Here is an 18,841-nt window from a genome sequence, read left to right on the forward strand (position 1 = left end):
CTCTGGGGGGAGAACCTTCAGGCGGGCACGACCTGCACGCGGGTGCCGTTCAGCACGGCGGTGCCCGAGAGCGGGTCGATGCGGAGGTCGTCGGTGAGGAGGTTGACGTTCACGCCGGCGTGCTCACGGGCGACGGTGAGCTGCGTGCCCGGCTGGTCGTGGCCCCAGCCGTGCGGCATCGAGACGACACCGGGCGCGATGTCGGCGGTGACCTCGACCAGCACCTCGATCTTGCCGACACGGGAGGTGACCTGGGCGGACTTGCCGTCCTCTATCCCGAGCCGGTCCGCGTCGCCGGGGTTCACCAGCAGCGTGCACAACGGCTTGCCCTTCACCAGGGCGGGCACGTTGTGCATCCAGGAGTTGTTGGTGCGCAGGTGCCTGCGGCCGACGAGGACCATGTCGGTCTCGGGTGTCCCCAGCGCGGCGAGCACGCGTGGCAGGTCGTCCACAATGGGCTGCGGGGTCAGCTCGATCTTGCCGGACGGGGTGCGGAGGATCTCCGGCAGACGCGAGGTGAGCGGGCCGAGGTCGATGCCGTGCGGGTGGTCGAGCAGCTGCCGCAGCGACACCCCGTACGCGCCGGTGCGGAGCTTCAGGTCCAGCAGGCGTTCCTCGCGCGTCTCGCCCTCCGGCTCGAAGTCCACACCGGACTTCTTCACCAGGTCGGCCAGCTGGAACGCCGCGATGGCGTCGAGGTCGGCGGACGGGCCCAGGCCGCTGAAGATCGTGGCGAGCCGGAAGAAGATGTCCGTCTCGTCGACCCTGCCCTCCTCCAGCGGGATCGCGGCCCGCGAGTACTTCGCGACGTTGCGCACGGAGTTGTTGAGGAACGCGATGTCGTAGTGGTCGCGGCGGGACGGTGGCGGCGTCGGCAGGATGACGTCCGCGTGCCGCGTGGTCTCGTTGAGGTACGGGTCGACACTGACCATGAAGTCCAACGAGGACAGAGCGTCGTTCACGCGCGCCGAGTTCGGCAGCGACAGCGCGGGGTTGCCGCCGATCGTGAACAGCGCCCGCACCTGGCCGTCGCCGGGCGTCTCGATCTCGTCGACCATCGTGACGGCCGGGTACTCCCCCATCACCTCGGGGTGGCCCTTGACCCGGCTGTGCCAGCGGCCGATGCCGAACCCCTTGCCGCTGCCCGTGCCGCGCCTGCTGTGCGCGGGCAGCGGCCACATCACGCCGCCCGGCCGGTCGAGGTTGCCGGTCAGGACGTTGAGGGTGTCGACGGCCCATGACGCGACCGTGCCGAACTCGACCGTCGTCGTGCCGATCCGGCCGTAGACCGCGGCGCGTTCGGCTGCCGCCAGCTGCTGTGCGAGCGCACGGATCGTGGCCGCGTCGACGCCGGTGCGTTCCTCGACGGCCTCGGGACCGAACTGCTCGACGTGCTCCCGGATCACCGTGTGGTCGGTGACGTGCCCGGCGAGGTCCTTGAGGTCGACCAGGTCCTGCGCGAACAGCTCGTGGATCAACGCCAGCAGCAGGAACACGTCCGTGCCCGGCCTGATCACGACGTGCTGGTCGGCGGCCTGGGCGGTGCGGCTGCGGCGCGGGTCCACCACGACGAACCGGCCGCCGCGCTTCTGCAGGTCCTTGAAGCGGCCCGGCGCGTCCGGGACCGTCCACAGGCTGCCGTTGGACGAGAACGGGTCCGCGCCCAGGACCAGCATGAAGTCGGTGCGGTCGATGTCGGGCACCGGGATCGAGAAGATGCCGCCGAACATGTGGCCGACCTGGACGTGCTTGGGCATCTGGTCGACGGTGCTGGCGGTGAAGACGTTGCGGCTGCCCAGCGCCTTGCGCAGCGGTCCGGCGTAGAGGCCGCCGGCGAGCGAGTGGACGACGGGGTTGCCGAGGTACATCGCGACGGTGTTGCGGTCGGGGAAGTCCTTCAGGCGTTCGTCGATGTAGCCGAACGCCTCCTCCCAGGTGGCCTCCTGGAACTCGCCGTCGCGCTTGATCAGCGGGGTGCTCAGCCGGTCGGGGTCGGCGTCGAGCGTGCCGAGCGAGGCGCCCTTGGGGCAGATGAAACCCCGGCTGAACTCGTCCTCGCGGTCGCCGCGCACCTTCGTGATGCGGTCGCCCTCGACCGTCAGCTCCAGCCCGCACGTCGCTTCGCAGAGCGGGCAGGTCGTGAACACGGTCCTCATGGGTCCCCTTCGGCTTGTTACTAACGGGTACTAGCTGGCTGCCATCGGACGCAATCGCCCAGCCGAGGTCAACCCGAACAGCTCACTGACAGCCCTGGCGATCATGTCTGGCCGGTCTAGGGTGTGCTCGAAGCGGAACCCGATGACCGCCCGCGAACCGCCGAGCAGCCCGGTCAGTTTGATGGATTCGTCCTGGTCAGCGCCATAGCAGACGATCCTGCCGAACGGCGCCAGCGCGTCCAGCGAAGCCTCCAGCGCGCCGCCTGGATCGAGCACGACGTCGACCTGTTTGCCCTCGTTCGCCCCGATCACGCGCTGTGCCAGACCGTCTCGATCGGAGTCGACGGCGACGTCCGCGCCGAGCTTGACGGCCCGGCGCCGGCGGGCCTGGCTCGTCTCCGTCGCGATGACCCGGCCGGCCGCGAAACTGCGGGCGAGCTGGACCGCGATCGCACCGATCTCGCTCGCGGCGTCGTGCACCACGATCGACTCGTCGGGCCTGAGGTGCGCGCACGTGCGGAGGAGGTGCCATGCGGTCGTGCCCGCTCTGGCCAGGGTCAGCGCCTGGTCGTCGGTCACGCCCGCGGAGATCGGCAGGTGCAGGCGGCCGGCGACGACCACCACGCGACGTCCGCCGTCCTCCACGCGGACCTCGTCGGCCACCTCGGCTGTGCGCATGGGCCCATCTCACTGCCGTGAGCAGCCTGGCTGTAGTGCGGCTTCCACAACAGCTAAGAATCGGTGCTGCTCAGAGCCCTGTAGTAGACGATGGCGAGCTTGGCGAGGGCGGTCAGTTCGGGCGCTTCGTGCCGTTCGACGTACGACAGCGCGAGGTCGACGCGGCGGTGGATCTCGGCCTCCGCCCACTCCCGTGCCCCGGACCGTTCGACCAGGGCCGTCGCCCGGCGGGTCTGCTCCTCGTCGAGCGGGACGCCCCGCGCGTACAGCTCGGCGAGCTCGGCCTCCGACTCGAGGGCTTGGACGACCGGCAGGGTCTTCTTCAGCCTGGCCAGGTCGGAGCCGGTGGGCTTGCCGGTCGCGCGTTCGTCGCCCCAGATGCCGAGCAGGTCGTTCGCGAACTGGAAGGCGATGCCGATCTCGATGCCGAACGCGTCGAACTCCCGCACCACGTCGTCGTCCGCGCCCGCGTTGAGCGCCGTGAGCGCGCACGCGCAGCCGAGCAGGACGCCGGTCTTGCCCGCGGACATCTCCAGGCACTCGCCGAGGCTGACGTCGTCACGCCGTTCGAACTCGACGTCCCTGCTCTGGCCCTCGCACAGCTCCGCCACGCACCGGGCCAGCCGGTCGACACCCCGCAGCCCGGCGATCGTGCCGAGGCCGAGAGCGCACAGGGCGTTGCCGGTCAGCAGGGCTTCCGTTGTGCCGCAAACGGTCCACAGCGCGGGCCGGCCGTGGCGTTCGACGTCCTGGTCGTGCACGTCGTCGTGGATCAGCGTGAAGTTGTGCACCAGCTCGACGGCGGCGGCCACGGTGAGCGCGGTGTCCTCGTCGCCGCCCAGTGCCCGTGCGGTCGCGAGGACGAGCGCGGGACGAACCGCCTTGCCGGTGCCGCTTCCCGGAACGTCCCAGCCGAAGTGGTGCTCGGCGCGCTGCCGCATCGTGGTGGGCAGGGTGGCGACGCGGCGCCTCAGCACGGGCTCGGCCGCACGGCGTGCCCGGTCGAGAAGTTCGATCTTCACCGCGCCAGTCTCCGTCATCGACGGTGTGAGTCCAGGTGGGTACGCCCTGTCGCGAAGTATGGCCATCGTGTGTGCACAGGTGCAGCATGTGGCGGTGAACGCCGCTCTCCGCACCGCAGTCACAATCGCCGTGGTGGCGATCGCTTACTACGCGACGGCGAAGGTGGGCCTCGTCCTGGCTCTGGTCAAGGGACAGGTCACCCCCTTGTGGCTGCCGACGGGGATCTCCGTGGCGGCGCTGCTGCTGTCCGGCCGCAGGATCTGGCCCGGTATCGCGCTCGGCGCGCTGAGCGCCAACCTCGCGCTCGGCGCCGGTCCGCTCGCCATCGCGATGATCACCGTCGGCAACACGCTCGCGCCGCTGACCGCCTGGTACCTGCTGACGCGCTTCGGGTTCCAGCCGACGCTGAACCGCCTGAAGGACGCGGTGCTGCTCGTGTTCGCGGGCGCGCTGGGGGCGATGCTCGTCAGCGCGCTGGTCGGCGCGGCGGCGTTGAAGATCGACGGTGCCGTGCCGTGGAGCGAGGTGCCCGCGGTGCTGGCCGTGTGGTGGACCGGCGACGCGATGGGAGTGCTGATCTTCACGCCGTTGCTGATCAGTCTGCCCGGCCGCTGGAACGTCACTCCCCGCCGGCTCGCGGAGGCAGGGGCGCTGCTCGTGGCCACGGCGGTCCTCGCGGCCTACGTGACGACGTCCGAGCTGCGGCTGCTGTTCCTGGTGTTCCCGATGCTGATCTGGGCGGCGCTGCGGTTCCAGCACGCGATCGCCGCACCGTGCGCCGCGATCATCTCGGTGGCCGCCGTGATGTCCGCGGCCTCCGGGCAGTTCTCCCAGGCCGGCCTGCTGACCACGATGATCGTGCTGCAGGCGTTCAACGGCTCGGTGGCGCTGACCGGGCTGATCCTGAGTGCGGTCACCAGTGAGCGCAACGAGGCCAAGCAGTCGATCGAGCGGGCATGTGTGCAGCTGGCCGAGACCGTTGCGCGGTACCAGGAGGACGGTGCGCGCAAACGGCTCGGCCGCGTCGTGCCGCCCGGTTAGGCGAACCAGGTGCCGCCACCGGTCTGCCGATGACCGAGCGCGCGGTAGACGGCGTCCACAAGGGACTGACCGCGTTCGTTCACGCCCAGGCCCGGACCCTGCCGGTTCATCGTGTACCCGAACGAGAGGCGCGCTTTCGGGTCGGCGAACCCGAGCGAGCCGCCCATCCCGTTGTGCCCGAAGGCCTCCTCCGACATCAGCAGGCCTTCGCGGTCGTTCGGTGCCAGGTGGGTGTTGTCGGTGGCCTTCTGGAAGCCGAGCGCGAACCGCGACGGCACCATGACCACGGCGTCCAGCCCGGCGACGGCCACGTTCGACATCTGCGGGAGCTGGGACTCCTGGACCAGGCGCACGCCGTTGTAGGCACCGCCCAGCGCCAGCGGCCGGTACATGCCTGCTAGGCCGCGGGCGTTCGAGATGCCGCCGATCGCGCCCATCTCGGCGGCGTGGGCCGCGCGCGAGTCGGACTCGCCGGGCGCCATGTAGCCACCGTTGTTGAGCAGCATCAGGCCCGGCAGCGACTCGGGCTGGGTCAGCGCGGTGATGAACAGCGACGGCAGCAGGATCCCCGGCTGGGTCGGGTCGACCGGGATCGTGGGGGCGACGTGGGGTTCGAGGTCCTCCGGCAGGCCCATCCAGAAGTCGAGGCCGAGCGGGCCGGAGACCTCCTTCTCGAAGAACCGGCCGAGCGTGCGGCCCGTGACGCGGCGGACGATCTCGCCGACGAGGAAGCCGAACGTCAGGCCGTGGTAGCCGTGCCGCGTGCCCGGTTCCCACAACGGCTGCTGCGCGGCGAGCGTCGAGGTGATCAGTTCCCAGTCGTAGAAGGCGCCGGCGGGCAGTGGTGTCGTGACGACGGGCAGGCCGGCCTGGTGCGCCAGGACGTGCCGCACGAGGGTGGCGTCCTTGCCGTTCGCGCCGTACTCGGGCCAGTACTCGACCACTGGTGCGTTCAGGTCCAGTTCTCCGCGTGAGGCGAGGATGTGCGCGGTGAGCGCGGTGGCGGCCTTGGTGCACGACCAGACGTGGACGATGGTCTCCTCGGACCAGGGGCGTCCAGCGGCGGCTTCGCCACCCCACAGGTCCACGACGGGTTCGCCTTCGAGCGTCACGTGCACGGAGGCCCCGACCTCGCCGCGTTCGGCGAAGTTGCGTTCGAACTCGGTGCGCACCTCGGCGAACTTCGGGGCGCACGTTCCCTGGATCGTCATTGACCCTCCTCGGCGGTTGCTTCAAGGGCATCACTCAGAGGAACCACGGGTCAGTAGGGAACCCTCAACGTCTAACACGTTCGTCCCTGTCACGCGCACCGAGAGTGAGTGATCCGGTACCCAGGGCGGCGTGGAACACTCCGGAGCAGCCGAATTCCCGCCAGGAGGCCGTCATCGCCGACACTCCGCCGCGCGCCATGCCGCTCGTGGGCCGCGAACCGGAACTGCGCGCCGTGCTCAGCCGCGTCGACCAGGCGCCCGCGACCGGGCTCGCCGTGGTCCAGGTCGGTGGTGAGCCGGGAATCGGCAAGACGTCGTTGCTCGCGGAGGTCGCGCGGCGGCTGCGCGAGCGGCAGTGCGGGGTGCTGGCGTCGGCGTCGGACGTGCTGGGCAAGCGCATCCCGTACGGCGCGGTGGCGGCGTTGATCCGATCGCTGCCGCCGGACAAGGCCCGTGCGGAGGCGTTGGCCGCTTTGGAAGTCCGCGACGACTCCGGGGCGTGGTTCGGGCGCGCGTGCGACCGGGTGGTGCGGCTGCTCACCGAGCTCACCGCGACGCGGCCCGCGGCGTTGCTGATCGACGACCTCGACCACGTGGACGACGACTCGCTGGCCTTGCTGACGCTCGTGCTGCGCCGGGTGTCCGCCGCACCGCTCGTGCTGGTCACCGCGAGCCGTTCGCACAGCGCCGGTGCTGCGCTGCTGGACCGGGTCGAGCAGTACGCCGAGGTCACGCGCGTCGACCTGGCCCCGTTGTCGGGCGCCGACGTCGCACGAATGGTCTCGGAGTTCCTGCAGACCACCGTGGACGACGCGCTCGCCCGCGAGGTGCGGCAGCGCTCCGACGGCAACCCGTTCTTCGTCACCGAGATCGCGCGGTCGTTGCGGGAGCTCGACCTGGTGACGGTGGACGGCAACCGTGCGCGGCTCGCCGTCTCTCCGGACGCCATCCGGCTGACGCGGCGCGAGGCTTTGTTGCGCCGGGTAGCGCCGTTGGAGAACGACACGCGGCTCGTCGCACGGGCCGTGTCGGTGTTCCGGCGAGTGCGGCTCGACCAGATCCCGTTGCTCGCACGCGTCGCATCGCTACCGGAGTCCGTGGTCGTCTCGGCGTTCGACTCGTTGCTGAGCGCGCACATCGTGGTGCACGACGAGACCGGCTACCGCTTCTCGCACGCGCTCGTCGGCGAGGCGCTCTACCACGAGGTCGGCCCTGCACAACGCCGTCACCTGCACTCGCTGATCTCGGCGCGGCTGCTGGACGACCGCGCGCAGGGCCTGCCGGTGGACCTCCTCCAGCTGGCCTGGCACCTGGCCGAGTCCGCTGCCCCCGGCGACCGCGTGGCCGTCGGCGTGCTCGCCGAGGCCGCCGCTTCCGCCCGTGCCTCCGCACCCGAGACCGCGGCTGCCCTGTGCTCTCGCGCCCTGCAGTTGTTGCCGCGCAACGCCCCTGAACGCGCCGAGCTGCTGGCCCTGCAATGCCGGGTGCTCGCGCGCGCCTCCCGTCCAGCGCTGGCGATCGACCCGGGACTGGCCGCCCTGGAGTCGCTCCCACCGGGCCACGAACGCACCCGCGTCGCCACTGCCGTGATCGCGTCGCTCTTCTCGGTGGGCCGCACCTCGGAAGCACTGTCGTTGGCAGACCTCGAAGTCTCGGGCGGTGTCGTGCCGGCGTCTTTGGAAGCCCAACGCGCCGTGCTCCTCGTCTACAACAACCGCCACGACGACGCCGTCTCCGAAGTGGTCCGCGTCGAGGCCCTGCCGATCACCTCCCCGGCCGAGGGCGTGATCGTCTTCGAACACCTGGCGATGCTGACGTCCCTGCTGTTCCAGCACGACCGCACCGTCGAGTACGCGAACCGCGCGCTGGCGTGCAGCGACGGCCAGCCGATGCTCGAGCTGCAGGCGCTCTCCGTCTGCGCCTCGATCACCGCGCTGGCGGGCCTCGTGCACGACGCGTCGTGGCGCCTGCGTCGAGCCGAGGACCTGGCTGCTCAGTTCGGATCCCACGGCTTCCGTGCGGAACGAGCAGCCTCCCGCGTCGCACTGGACTGGCTGGGCGGCCGCTGGGACGCGGCCCTCGACGGCATCGGCCGCTGGCTGCCCGACGTCGAGGCAGCGCAGGCCGACCAGGCCCTCGGCGTGCTGCAGGCGATCGAGCTGTCGATCAGGACGTGGCGCGGCGAGCTCGACGTGGCCGCCAGGCTGGCGTCGTTGCCCGCGCCGCAGTCCGTGAACATCTCGCGCCTGCACGCGGTGTCGCTCGCCGAGTACCTGATCGCGCGGGGCGAGGCCGACGAGGCGTACGCGTTGCTGGACAACAACGTCGGCTCGCGGTTGGAAGCCGCCTACTCGTGCGTGCTGGTGGCGCGGATGATCGAGCTGGACCTGGACCGCGGGCGTGCCTCCTCGGCGGAGAAGTCGTTGACCCGGTTGTCCGAGGTGTCTTCTACGCGGGTCTCGCCGTGGTCGCGCACCACCCTCCGCCGTGTCTCCGGTGTGGTCCGGCGGGATGCCTCGCTGTTGCGGGAGGCGGTGTCCGAGGCCGCTTTGGGCGGGTTGGAGTTCGAGAAGGCGCGCGCGCAGCTCGCGTTGGGCTCGGTTTGCGATGACGAGGTGCCGGCGCTGATGGAGGCTTATGTTGCGTTCCAACGGCTTGGCGCACATGGGTTGCGGCGTCAGGCCGGTGGCCGGCTGCGGGCGTTGGGGGCCAAGGTGCCTCGCGCCCGGTCGAAGGCTCCGGGGCTGCTGACCGAGGCCGAGGAGAACGTGGCTCGGCTGGTGCAGCAGGGGATGCGGAACCGGGACATCGCGGCTGCGCTGCACTACAGTCCGCGCACTATCGAGGTTTACCTGTCTCGGATCTACGCGAAGCTGCACGTGTCGTCGCGGCTGGAGCTGGCACGGGTGTTGGACACCATGCAGCAACGCTGACGCAGGGGTCCCCCTGAATCGGGAACCCCTGCGTCATAACTTACCCAGCAGGTCCGACAAGATCGTTCACACGATCAGAACGGCTTCGTCTCCGCCGCGATCTCCCCCAGGATGTCGCTCAACGGCCGAGCCGACTGCGCACCCAGCGAAGCAGCCGCACCCGGAGGCACCGTCTCCGCGATGTCCGTCCCGGCACAGGTGACCCGAGAAGCCGGTAGAATCCCCGACACCAGGTACTTGTTCACCAATGCGTCAACACAACCATTGCGGCGCAACGCGTAGTGCCCATGCTGCCCATCGTTCGACACGCTGATCAACGGCTGGCTCAGGTGCTCAGCCATGACCCGCCCGTTGGCCAGCGGGGTCTGGGTGTCGCCATCCGAGTTCACCACGAGCCCAGCCGGGTACTTCCGGGTGATCGCCGGAATCTTCTCAGGCCGTACAAAAGCCCGGAACGTGCAGTTGGTCGGCGCCATGTAGTCGACGGTGCCGCCGTAAGGGTTGGTGTCGCGCCACCGCTTCATGTCGTTGTAGTAGGTGTTGACGTCGCTGAACCAGTCCCACTCGCACACCACGGCCTGGAAGGTGCCGGCCGAGGTCGGTTCGATGTCGCCCTTCTTCAGCGCCGCCACGATCGCGGACGCCTCCGCTGGGTCGGCCACGCCAGCCTTGATCGAGGCGATGTGCCGGGAGAACGCCGCCCACGAACGGCGGTAGCGGGTGGCGCCCACGGCGTAGTCGAACGAGGTCACGTCCGCGTAGCCGCCGTGCGGGGCCGACTTCAGCTTCTCCGCGATCTTGTCCAGCTCGGCGCGCACCGCGGCGGGCGTGGTGCCCAGGCCGTAGGTGCCGTTGCGCGCGGCGGTCCACTCCGTCCACTTGCGAAGGTTGTCGGTGATCGCGTCCACCACGTCGACGTCCTGCTCGTGCCACGTCTTCAGCGGGTCCAGGGCGGAGTCGAGCACGCTGCGGTCCAGGAACTTCGGGAACATCGAGCCGTAGACGGCGCCCAGCTGCGTGCCGTAGGAGTAGCCGACGTAGGAGATCTTCTTCTCCCCCATGGCGCCGCGGATGACGTCCATGTCGCGCGCGGTGTTCATGGTCGAGATGTACCGGCGCATCTCACCGCCGCCGCGCTGGCAGTTCTCCTCGACGGCGCGGGCGTAGTCCGACCAGTTCGCGAGCTGCGAGTCCGTTGGGCGCGAGGGGAACTCGTCGTCGGACGGGGTCGAGATGCACCGGATCTGCGTCGACCTGCCCACGCCGCGCGGGTCCATGCCGATGACGTCGTAGATCTTCAGGACGTCGGTCTGGGCGTTGAACCAGTGCACGGCGCCCAGGCCCGAGCCGCCGGGGCCGCCCGGGTTCGTCATCAGCACGCCTCTGCGGCGCGCGGGATCTGTGGCCTTCTTGCGCGAGAGCGCGATCTCCAGGTTGCCGTTGCCCGGGTTCTTGTAGTCCATCGGCACGATCGCCGTGGCGCACTCGACGCCCGTCGACGGCGTGACCCAGCCGGCCGGGCACTCGGCCCAGGCGATCGTCTGGCTGTAGTACTCGTCCAACGGCCCCGCCTGGGCCGTTCCCACCAGTGACATGAACAGCGGAGCGACCAAAGCCGCCGCACCCCAACGCTTCCTCACCGCGTACCCCTCACGATCGTCGGCCAGCGACAGAACGCTTCCGCAGTCGCCGTCCCGATCGACACCCCCGAAGGTCGGGTGAAATTCACCGCACCTCGCACACCTCGTAGGTCAGCACGAGACCGTCCATGACGCCCTTCGCGACGGCCTGCACGCGGTTCAACCAGCGGTAGCGGTCGTCTCCCGTCTCGAACAACGGGGCCGCGTACAGCGGCGCGCCGAAGCCATTCGAGACGTCAACCCGTCCTGAGTAGTGCAAATACACGAGTGCGTCGTCGTGCGTGCGCAGCACCGAGCGCACGTCGAGGGTCGCGGTGCCGTCCGGGCCGATGGTCAGCCAGTCCGCACTGGACGAGCCGTGCAGGACGCCGGACAGGCGGTCACCGGAGAACGTCCCGGACTCCACCTCGTAGACGAGACGGTCACCTGCGGGCGTTTTCGGGAACCTCAAAGGCTTTCGCAACTGCGCGGTCATCACGCCGAGCGGTACCAGCTCCATCATGCGACCGCACCTCCGTCCGGGCGACATGCCCTACCAGCGAAAACAGATTGCTCGACATGGCGGCGAAATTATTCGACACGGTGTCGAGAAACAACGAAACCGGCTTATCTAGAGTGAAACCCCGTACACCGAGCGCAGCCACACGGCGGTCAGCGTCTCGACGACCTCACGGTCGCGTGCGGCCGACTTCCGCGCGAGCGAGAGGCTGTAACACATGGACTCGTTCATCGTGACCAGCACGGTGGCGAGAGCACGCGCGGTCGGCGGCCCCGGCACCGCGATCCCGGCCTCCCGCTCGATCTCGATCTGCTGCGCCGCCGAGTCCACGAACCGCCGCGCCACCCCGGACCAGAACCCGCGCACCAGCTCGCTCGTGTCCCGCGCCCGCACCGCCGCGCGCAGCACCGGGCCGTGCGCCCGCCACAACGCGACGGTGGCCGCGATCGCCCGCCGGATCGAGTCCTCCGGCGGCTCGCTGCCGCGCCGCAGCCACAGCGCCGCCGAGTCGTGGAGGCCTTCCGCGACCCGTTCCGACAACGCGTAGAGCACGGCCTCGCGCGACTCGAAGTGGAAGTAGAAGGTGGAACGGGAGATTCCCGCTCCGGCGGTGAGCTCGTCGACGGCGATGGCGTCGAGCGACCGCGTCCCGAGCAGCTGCTCGGCGGTGTCGAGGATCGCCTGGGACGTCAGGTCGCCCTTGCTCCGCTTCCGGCGTGAACCGGCTCCGTTCGCCGGTGGCGCGCCGGCCGGACGTGGGGACATGGCGGACATCATTGTTGATTGGTCCGCCACCAACAACAAGAACCGCGCAACCGTTCCGGATGAGGTAGGAAGAGGTATGGATCCGGTCAAGGCGTTGAAGCAGGTGGCCTTCCACCTGGAACGGGCCGGCGAGCCGACGTACCGCGTCCAGGCCTTCCGCAACGCGGCCGTCGTCCTCGCCGGGCTGGACCCCGCGGACGTCGAGAAACGGGCGAAGCTCGGCACGCTCACCGACCTCAAGGGCGTCGGCAAGTCGACGGCCGGTGTCGTCGTGGACGCGCTGGCGAACCGCGAGCCGTCCTACCTCGCGAAGCTCCGGCACGTCGACATCACCGGCGGCGAGGAGATGCGCGCGAGGCTCAAGGGCGACTGCCACGTCCACTCCGACTGGTCCGACGGCGGCAGCCCGATCAGGGACATGGCGGAGGCGGCCCGCGATCTCGGCCACGAGTTCATGGTGCTGACGGACCACTCCCCGCGCCTGACCGTCGCAAATGGACTCACCCGCGACCGGCTCGAGAAGCAGCTCGAAGTGATCGCCGAGCTGAACGCCGAGCTGGCGCCGTTCGTGGTCCTCACCGGCATCGAGGTCGACATCCTCGACGACGGTTCGCTCGACCAGGACGAGGACCTGCTGGCACGGCTCGACGTCGTGGTCGCGAGCGTCCACTCGAAACTGAAGATGCCGAAGCCCGAGATGACCAGAAGGATGGTCAACGCGGTCAAGAACCCGCACGTCGACATCCTCGGCCACTGCACGGGCAGGCTGGTCGTCGGCAAGGGCCGCCCGGAGTCCCAGTTCGACGCGGAGAAGGTCTTCGAGGCCTGCGCCGAACACGGCACGGCGGTCGAGATCAACGCACGGCCGGAGCGGCTCGATCCCCCGCGCAGGCTCCTCAGCCTGGCCGTCGACGCCGGGTGCACGTTCTCCATCGACAGCGACGCGCACGCGCCCGGTCAGCTGGACTGGCTGAACTACGGCTGCGCGCGGGCGGAGGAGTGCGGTGTCGAGCCGGACAGCGTGATCAACACCCGGCCGGCATCCCGGCTGCTGTCCGGGTGAGGTGCTCGTACCAGGACACGAGCGGCCCGGTGTCGGCCAGCGCGCGATCCAGCGCCAGCCGGCAGAGGTCCCGGACCGGTTCGGGGTCCCACGCCGCCACCAGGTCGTCGAACGACCCCAGTGAGCCGAGCGCGTACCGCTCCAGCCCTGCGCAGATCGGCACGACCGTCCCGTCCGCCTTGACCACCAGGGGATCGACCCGCACGAACGCCGCGGGGTCAGCTCGCAGCAGCGCGGCGGACGTGACGTCGAACTGCACCTCGACCGTGGAGTCCTCGGCGACCCGGTTCAGCTCCACGGCCGCGTAGACCAGGTCGACCCGATCGACCCCGTACGGCCGAACGCGCACCTTGCGGGCGCCCTCCCCGACGGCCTCGGTGGCCAGTGCGCGCAACATCGACACGTTGTCCGGCACCAGATCGATCAGCACCGTCACGCGATGACCGTCGGCGGCGTGCTCCCCCACCTCGTCCAGCGCGACCACGAGCTCGGCTCCCGGTACGTCGGCGAGCCAGCAAGGGTCGTGGACCTCGACTCCCATACCCGTACGGAGCACCCGCCCGGCACGGAAATACCTCCGCGCGAAAGCCACCCCTGAGGGGGATTTTCCGGCCGTTCATCCATTGGCCGCCAAACGATCACCGTGCGCGGCTCATTTGAGCCCTACCCTTCGCGACGGCCCATGTCCGCCCACCACCACAAGGACAGGCATGTCACGTCGCAGGGCTCCCCTAGCCGTGCTCTCCAGCATCATCGTCACGGCGGCCACACTCACCGCCTCCACCGCGGCACACGCCGCCTCGACCACGTTCACCCCCACCGCCGACACCTACGTCGACAACGGCTCGACCGGCACGAACTACGGCACGTCCGGCCAGCTCGGCACGGACAACTCGCCGGTCAAGCGCACGTTCCTGAAGTTCACGGTCTCCGGGATCAGCGGCAGCGTCAGCAACGCCAAGCTGCGCATCCACACCGACGACGTCTCCGGCTCGGACAGCCCGAACGGCGGCACGTTCCGGGCGATGTCCGACGTCAGCTGGACCGAGACCGCGGTGACCTGGAACAACCAGCCCGCTGTCGACGGCGCCACGCTCGGTTCTCTCGGCTCCGTCGTGCGCAACGCCTGGTACGAGGTAGACGTCACCAGCTACGTCACCGGCAACGGCACCTACAGCATCGGCATCACGTCCACCAGCACGGACGGCGCCGACTACGACTCGCGGGAGAGCGGTTCGACCGCACCTCAGCTCGTCGTCACGGACGGCACGATCCCGCCTCCCGGCGACCCGGTGTGGGTCGGCGCGGGCGACATCGCCGACTCCGGCTCCGGAGACACGGCCACGGCCGCGCTGCTGGACAACATCGAGGGCACCGTCTGGACCACGGGCGACAACGTCTACACCAACGGCACTGCCTCGGAGTTCGCCAACTACTACGAGCCCACGTGGGGCCGGCACAAGGCGCGCACCAAGCCTTCACCCGGCAACCACGACTACAACACCAGTGGCGCCACCGGGTACTACAACTACTTCGGCGCGCTGGCCGGGCCGTCTGGCCGGGGCTACTACTCCTACGACCTCGGCAACTGGCACATCGTGTCGCTGAACTCCAACATCAGCATGTCGGCCGGCAGCGCGCAGGAGCAGTGGCTGCGCCAGGACCTGGCGGCGAGCACGAAGCCGTGCACCGCGGCGTACTGGCACCACCCGCTGTTCACGAGCGGCGCCAACCACGCGCCCTCGACGGCGACCCGGCCGTTGTTCCAGGCGCTGTACGACTTCAACGCGGATGTCGTGGTCACCGGCCACAACCACCAGTACGAGCGGTTCGCCCCGCAGAACCCCACGGGCGGGCTGGACAACTCGCGTGGCATCAGGACGTTCGTCGCGGGCATGGGCGGCGCCGGTGCCTACGGCTTCGGCACGATCAGGCCGAACAGCGAGGCCCGCAACACCGGCACCCAGGGCGTGCTGAAGCTGACGCTGCACAACAACAGCTTCGACTGGCAGTTCGTCCCGGTCGCGGGCAAGACCTACACCGACAGCGGCACCACCAACTGCCACTGACGGACCGCTGGAGGCCGATGATGTACCTGTCCACGATCGACAAACCCAAGTCGGCGAACTGGAAAGGGCTGAGCGGCAACGTCTTCGCGCTCGGCACGGTCAGTCTCATCACCGACGTCTCGTCGGAGATGGTGGCCGCGGTCCTGCCGCTGTACCTGGTCATCGGCCTCCAGCTCAGCCCGGCCGCGTACGGGCTGATCGACGGCGTCTACACCGGCGCCACCACCCTGCTCAGACTCGCCGGCGGCTACCTCGCCGACCGCACGAACAAGCGCAAGGCCGTGGCGGGCTTCGGGTACGGCCTGTCCGCCGTGGCCAAGCTCGGCCTCCTCGCCGCCGGGAACTCCCTGACCGCACTGGGTTTCGTGATCACGGCCGACCGCGCGGGCAAAGGCCTGCGGACGGCCCCGCGGGACGCGTTGATCACCCTCTCCACCCCCAGCGGCGACCTGGGGCGCGCGTTCGGCGTGCACCGGGCGATGGACGGCATCGGCGCGTTCGCCGGGCCGCTCGTCGCGATGGCCGTGCTCGCGGCCTCCGCGCAGTCGTTCGACGCCGTGTTCGTCACCAGCTCCTGCATCGCCGCGTTCGGCGTGCTGGTCCTCGTGCTCTACGTGCGGGACCGGCCGGAACCCCTGCAGCGCAAGGAACCTCTCAAGCTCTCCCTGCTCAAGGACCCGGCAGTGCGCAGGATCGTGCTGGCCGCGTCGCTGCTCGGCCTCGTCACCATCGGCGACGGGTTCGTGTATCTGTTGTTGCAGAAGCGCGAAGGGCTGGCGTTCGGCTGGTTCCCGTTGCTCGCCGTGGGCACGAGCATGGTCTACCTGCTGCTCGCCGCACCGCTGGGCGCTCTCGCCGACCGAGTCGGCCGGCTCAAGGTCATGCTGGCCGGTTACGGCGCGCTGACCGTCGTCTACCTGCTGCTCTTCGGACCGCTGGGCGGCTGGCCGTTGCTCGTGCTGGTCGTGCTGCTCTACGGCGTCTTCTACGCGTGCACGGACGGCGTGCTGATGGCCCTCGCCGGCCCGGTGCTGCCGGAACGCCTGCGCACCACCGGGATCGCACTGATCCAAAGTGGACAGGCGCTCGCCTACCTCGGCTCGTCCGTGCTGTTCGGTCTCGCCTGGCAGTTCTGGAGTCCCGAGACCGCCACCAGGATCGCCGCCGTCGCGGTGGTCTGCGCCCTGATCGCCACCGCCGCACTGCTGGGACGCCGCTCATGAACAGCCGCCTGCTGATCACCCTGACCGCCGCCGTCCTGCTCGGAGGCGTCGCCGTCGGCTACACCGCGCTGTCCGGTGCCGCCCCCGAGAACGCCGCGCGGTCCGTACCGACGGGCGCCGGGCCGCGGTTGATGGTGCTGAGCAACGGCAAGCTCTCCACGGTCTCGCGCACCGATCCCGCGGGCTCGCGGGAGGTCACCGAACAACGGTGCGACCGCGCGTACTCGGCGGCGGGCACGATCTCCTGCCTGCGTCCGGCCGAGGCGTTGAAGGCCAGCGAGCTGGCCGTGCTCAACAGCGACCTGCAGGAGCTCAGAACCGTGCCGCTGACCGGTTTCCCGAACCGCACCCGCGTCTCGGCGAGCGGCCGGATGGTGGCGTGGACGCTGTTCGTCGACGGGCATTCCTACGCCGCCAACGGGTTCTCCACCAGCACGGGCATCCTCGACACGAAGACGGGCGCGCTGGTCACCTCGCTGGAGGAGTTCGCCGTCGAGGGCGTGCCGCAGCGACCGGTCGACACGAACTACTGGGGCGTCACGTTCACCGCCGACGACAACCGCTTCTACGCCACCATGTCCACCGGCGGCCACCGCTACCTGCTCGAAGGCGACTTCGCGGCGCGCAAGGTCCGCCCGCTGACCGACACGGACGACGTCGAGTGCCCGTCGCTGTCCCCGGACGGCACCCGCATCGCCTACAAGAAGGCCGTCGGCGGCGACCCGCAGAAGGGCTGGCGAGTGTCCGTGCTCGACCTCGGGACGCGCCGGATCACCGAGCTCGCCGAGACCCGCAGCGTCGACGACCAGCCGGCCTGGGTGGACGACAGGACCGTCGCGTACGGCATCCAGCGCGACGACGGGCTGAACGACGTGTGGGCCGTGCCCGCGGACGGCACCGGCACGCCGGCGGTCCTGGTGCCGGAGGCCAGCTCACCGGCGCCGATCGGCTAGATCGCGAGGATTGGGCAAGAGCACGACAGCATCGATCTCCTGTCACACCTGTTCAAGCTGATCTGATGAGTCCATCGCCAGAACAGCAGAACGAACGGAAGGTAGGAACAGATGAGCGTCGAGCACGGTTTCCACGCCACCCTGACCGCACGGCCCGGCAAGCGCGACGAGGTGATCGAGTTCCTCCTCGACGCGCCCTCGATGACCAACGACGACTGCGTGGTCTTCCTGGTCGGCCGCTCCACCGGCAACCCCGACGTCGTCCACGTGACCGAGGGCTGGACGACGGCCGAGGCGCACAGCGCGTTCTTCGCCACCGAGGCGGCGCAGGCCCTCGTCGCGAAGCTCGAGACGCTGCTCGACGGCGAGTCCACGTACTCCGACGAGCTGCCCGTCGGCGGCAAGGCGGCGTTCTGATGTCGCGCCCCGCACTCGACCCCGAACTGGGCGCGCTGCTCGCCGGGATGCCGCTGGGGACCGAGCTCACCCACGAACTGCTCCAGCAGATCCGCCAGATGCCCTCGCCGCCGTTCAAGACCGACGCCGAACGCCGCGACGTGACCGTCGGCGAGATCACCCTGACCGTCTTCAGCCCCGGAGGACTCACCGAACCGGCGCCGTGCGTCTACTGGATCCACGGCGGCGGCATGGTGATGGGCGACCGCTTCTCGCAGATCGACATTCCCCTGCAGTGGCTGGAAGAACTCGGTGTCGTCGTGGTCACGGTGGAACACCGCCGCGCCCCGGAGGCGAACGGGACGACGCTCGTCGAGGACTGCTACCGGGGTCTCCTGTGGACAGCCGAGAACGCGGAGTCCCTCGGTATCGGCAAGATCGTCGTGGCGGGCATCAGCGCCGGCGGCGGACTGGCCGCGGGAGTCACGCTGATGGCCCGCGACCGGAAGGGTCCGGAGATCGCGGCCCAGGTGCTGATCTGCCCGATGCTCGACCACCGCAACAACACGACGTCCAGCACGCAGTACTCCGGCGGACCCGGTGTGTGGACGCGGGAGATGAACGAGTTCGGCTGGCAGTCGGTGCTCGGTGATCTCGTGGAGGTTCCTCATCACGTGTCACCGGCTTTGGCCGACGACCTGTCCGGGCTGCCGGCCACGTACGTCGACACCGGGACCGCGGAGGTGTTCCGGGACGAGGACGTCGACTACGCCACCCGCATCTGGGCGGCGGGAGGAGAGGCCGAACTGCACACGTGGGCAGGAGGGTTCCACGGCTTCGACGCGATCTTCCCCGACGCGCAGCTCTCCGTACGGGCGAGGCGCACGCGCACCGAATGGCTCGCGCGCCGGCTCGGCTAGACGGGCAGGGGCCTCATCCGGTCCGGCATGTGCGCCCGCAACGTGTCGTGCAACGCCGACACTTCGTCGGCGCCCAGCAGCACGGTCCCCGTCTCGCACGCCAGCACCGCCTCACCGGTGCGCTGGTCGGGCACGTACCGCAGCTCCACGTCCGGCACGGTGCACGACTCCGCCTGACGAATCGCGGTCAGCAGCTCCGCCACCCGTTCGTACCCCAGCCGCGCGCTCCAGCACGACGCGGCCAGGGGACGAACGAACAACCGGAGCCCAC

General features: G+C 69.8%; 17 protein-coding genes. 8 read left to right on the forward strand and 9 right to left on the reverse strand.

Annotation, left to right across the window (positions count from 1 at the left end; genetic code table 11):
* Positions 1–17 precede the first annotated feature (17 nt).
* Genes ACSHWB_RS02430 through ACSHWB_RS02440 form a run of 3 tightly spaced genes read right to left on the reverse strand, consistent with a single transcriptional unit; the run spans position 18 to position 3,856 of the window.
* Positions 18–2,156, reverse strand: a complete 2,139-nt coding sequence (locus tag ACSHWB_RS02430; RefSeq protein WP_439660452.1) for a molybdopterin oxidoreductase family protein — start codon at positions 2,154–2,156, stop codon at positions 18–20.
* 30 nt (positions 2,157–2,186) lie between these two features.
* Positions 2,187–2,834 carry a zinc-binding dehydrogenase gene (locus ACSHWB_RS02435; protein ID WP_439660453.1) on the reverse strand — a complete coding sequence of 216 codons (648 nt, stop codon included), beginning with the start codon at positions 2,832–2,834 and terminating at the stop codon, positions 2,187–2,189.
* Between the two features lie 53 nt (positions 2,835–2,887).
* Positions 2,888–3,856 (reverse strand): polyprenyl synthetase family protein, encoded by a 969-nt coding sequence (locus ACSHWB_RS02440; RefSeq protein WP_439660454.1) that lies wholly within the window; start codon positions 3,854–3,856, stop codon positions 2,888–2,890.
* 133 nt (positions 3,857–3,989) lie between these two features.
* On the opposite strand from ACSHWB_RS02440, the gene ACSHWB_RS02445 reads away from it, so the two are divergent.
* Positions 3,990–4,898 (forward strand): MASE1 domain-containing protein, encoded by a 909-nt coding sequence (locus ACSHWB_RS02445; RefSeq protein WP_439660455.1) that lies wholly within the window; start codon positions 3,990–3,992, stop codon positions 4,896–4,898.
* On the opposite strand, the gene ACSHWB_RS02450 is transcribed toward ACSHWB_RS02445, so the two are convergent.
* Positions 4,895–6,109, reverse strand: coding sequence for a serine hydrolase domain-containing protein (locus tag ACSHWB_RS02450; RefSeq protein ID WP_439660456.1), 1,215 nt, complete (start codon positions 6,107–6,109; stop codon positions 4,895–4,897). The two genes, ACSHWB_RS02445 and ACSHWB_RS02450, sit on opposite strands and share 4 nt — an antisense overlap.
* A gap of 104 nt (positions 6,110–6,213) precedes the next feature.
* On the opposite strand from ACSHWB_RS02450, the gene ACSHWB_RS02455 reads away from it, so the two are divergent.
* On the forward strand, positions 6,214–9,042 hold the full coding sequence (locus ACSHWB_RS02455) for an ATP-binding protein (protein WP_439660457.1): 2,829 nt from the start codon (positions 6,214–6,216) through the stop codon (positions 9,040–9,042).
* Between the two features lie 74 nt (positions 9,043–9,116).
* Here ACSHWB_RS02455 and ACSHWB_RS02460 read toward each other — a convergent pair whose 3' ends face one another.
* The 3 genes from ACSHWB_RS02460 to ACSHWB_RS02470 all read right to left on the reverse strand — a co-directional run bounded on the left by ACSHWB_RS02460 (position 9,117) and on the right by ACSHWB_RS02470 (position 11,946).
* The gene (locus tag ACSHWB_RS02460) at positions 9,117–10,682 is read right to left on the reverse strand and encodes an alpha/beta fold hydrolase (RefSeq protein WP_439660458.1); all 1,566 of its coding nucleotides are present in this window, start codon (positions 10,680–10,682) and stop codon (positions 9,117–9,119) included.
* A gap of 85 nt (positions 10,683–10,767) precedes the next feature.
* On the reverse strand, positions 10,768–11,184 hold the full coding sequence (locus tag ACSHWB_RS02465; protein WP_439660459.1) for a DUF3237 domain-containing protein: 417 nt from the start codon (positions 11,182–11,184) through the stop codon (positions 10,768–10,770).
* Positions 11,185–11,292: 108 nt separating this feature from the next.
* On the reverse strand, positions 11,293–11,946 hold the full coding sequence (locus ACSHWB_RS02470) for a TetR/AcrR family transcriptional regulator (protein ID WP_439660460.1): 654 nt from the start codon (positions 11,944–11,946) through the stop codon (positions 11,293–11,295).
* A gap of 76 nt (positions 11,947–12,022) precedes the next feature.
* Between ACSHWB_RS02470 and ACSHWB_RS02475 the strand changes: the two genes are divergently transcribed.
* Positions 12,023–13,009, forward strand: coding sequence for a PHP domain-containing protein (locus tag ACSHWB_RS02475; RefSeq protein WP_439660461.1), 987 nt, complete (start codon positions 12,023–12,025; stop codon positions 13,007–13,009).
* Here the strand turns inward: ACSHWB_RS02475 and ACSHWB_RS02480 are convergent.
* Positions 12,972–13,550, reverse strand: coding sequence for a hypothetical protein (locus ACSHWB_RS02480; protein WP_439660462.1), 579 nt, complete (start codon positions 13,548–13,550; stop codon positions 12,972–12,974). The genes ACSHWB_RS02475 and ACSHWB_RS02480 overlap by 38 nt on opposite strands.
* 169 nt (positions 13,551–13,719) lie before the next feature.
* Here ACSHWB_RS02480 and ACSHWB_RS02485 point away from each other — a divergent pair, with 169 nt between their 5' ends.
* The 5 genes from ACSHWB_RS02485 to ACSHWB_RS02505 all read left to right on the forward strand — a co-directional run bounded on the left by ACSHWB_RS02485 (position 13,720) and on the right by ACSHWB_RS02505 (position 18,570).
* The gene (locus tag ACSHWB_RS02485; protein ID WP_439660463.1) at positions 13,720–15,078 is read left to right on the forward strand and encodes a CBM96 family carbohydrate-binding protein; all 1,359 of its coding nucleotides are present in this window, start codon (positions 13,720–13,722) and stop codon (positions 15,076–15,078) included.
* A gap of 20 nt (positions 15,079–15,098) precedes the next feature.
* On the forward strand, positions 15,099–16,301 hold the full coding sequence (locus ACSHWB_RS02490) for an MFS transporter (RefSeq protein ID WP_439664501.1): 1,203 nt from the start codon (positions 15,099–15,101) through the stop codon (positions 16,299–16,301).
* Entirely contained in the window at positions 16,298–17,254 is a 957-nt protein-coding gene (locus tag ACSHWB_RS02495; RefSeq protein WP_439660464.1) for a TolB family protein, read from the forward strand. The genes ACSHWB_RS02490 and ACSHWB_RS02495 overlap by 4 nt, the downstream gene beginning before the upstream one ends.
* A 111-nt stretch (positions 17,255–17,365) precedes the next feature.
* Entirely contained in the window at positions 17,366–17,671 is a 306-nt protein-coding gene (locus ACSHWB_RS02500; protein WP_439660465.1) for a putative quinol monooxygenase, read from the forward strand.
* A complete protein-coding gene (locus ACSHWB_RS02505; RefSeq protein WP_439660466.1) occupies positions 17,671–18,570 on the forward strand; it encodes an alpha/beta hydrolase in 900 nt (299 codons plus the stop codon). Before ACSHWB_RS02500 ends, ACSHWB_RS02505 begins: the two co-directional genes overlap by 1 nt.
* Here the strand turns inward: ACSHWB_RS02505 and ACSHWB_RS02510 are convergent.
* Positions 18,567–18,830, reverse strand: coding sequence for a hypothetical protein (locus ACSHWB_RS02510; protein ID WP_439660467.1), 264 nt, complete (start codon positions 18,828–18,830; stop codon positions 18,567–18,569). The genes ACSHWB_RS02505 and ACSHWB_RS02510 overlap by 4 nt on opposite strands.
* Positions 18,831–18,841 lie beyond the last annotated feature (11 nt).

The organism is Lentzea sp. HUAS TT2, from assembly GCF_051853195.1.
Taxonomy (GTDB): Bacteria; Actinomycetota; Actinomycetes; order Mycobacteriales; family Pseudonocardiaceae; genus Lentzea.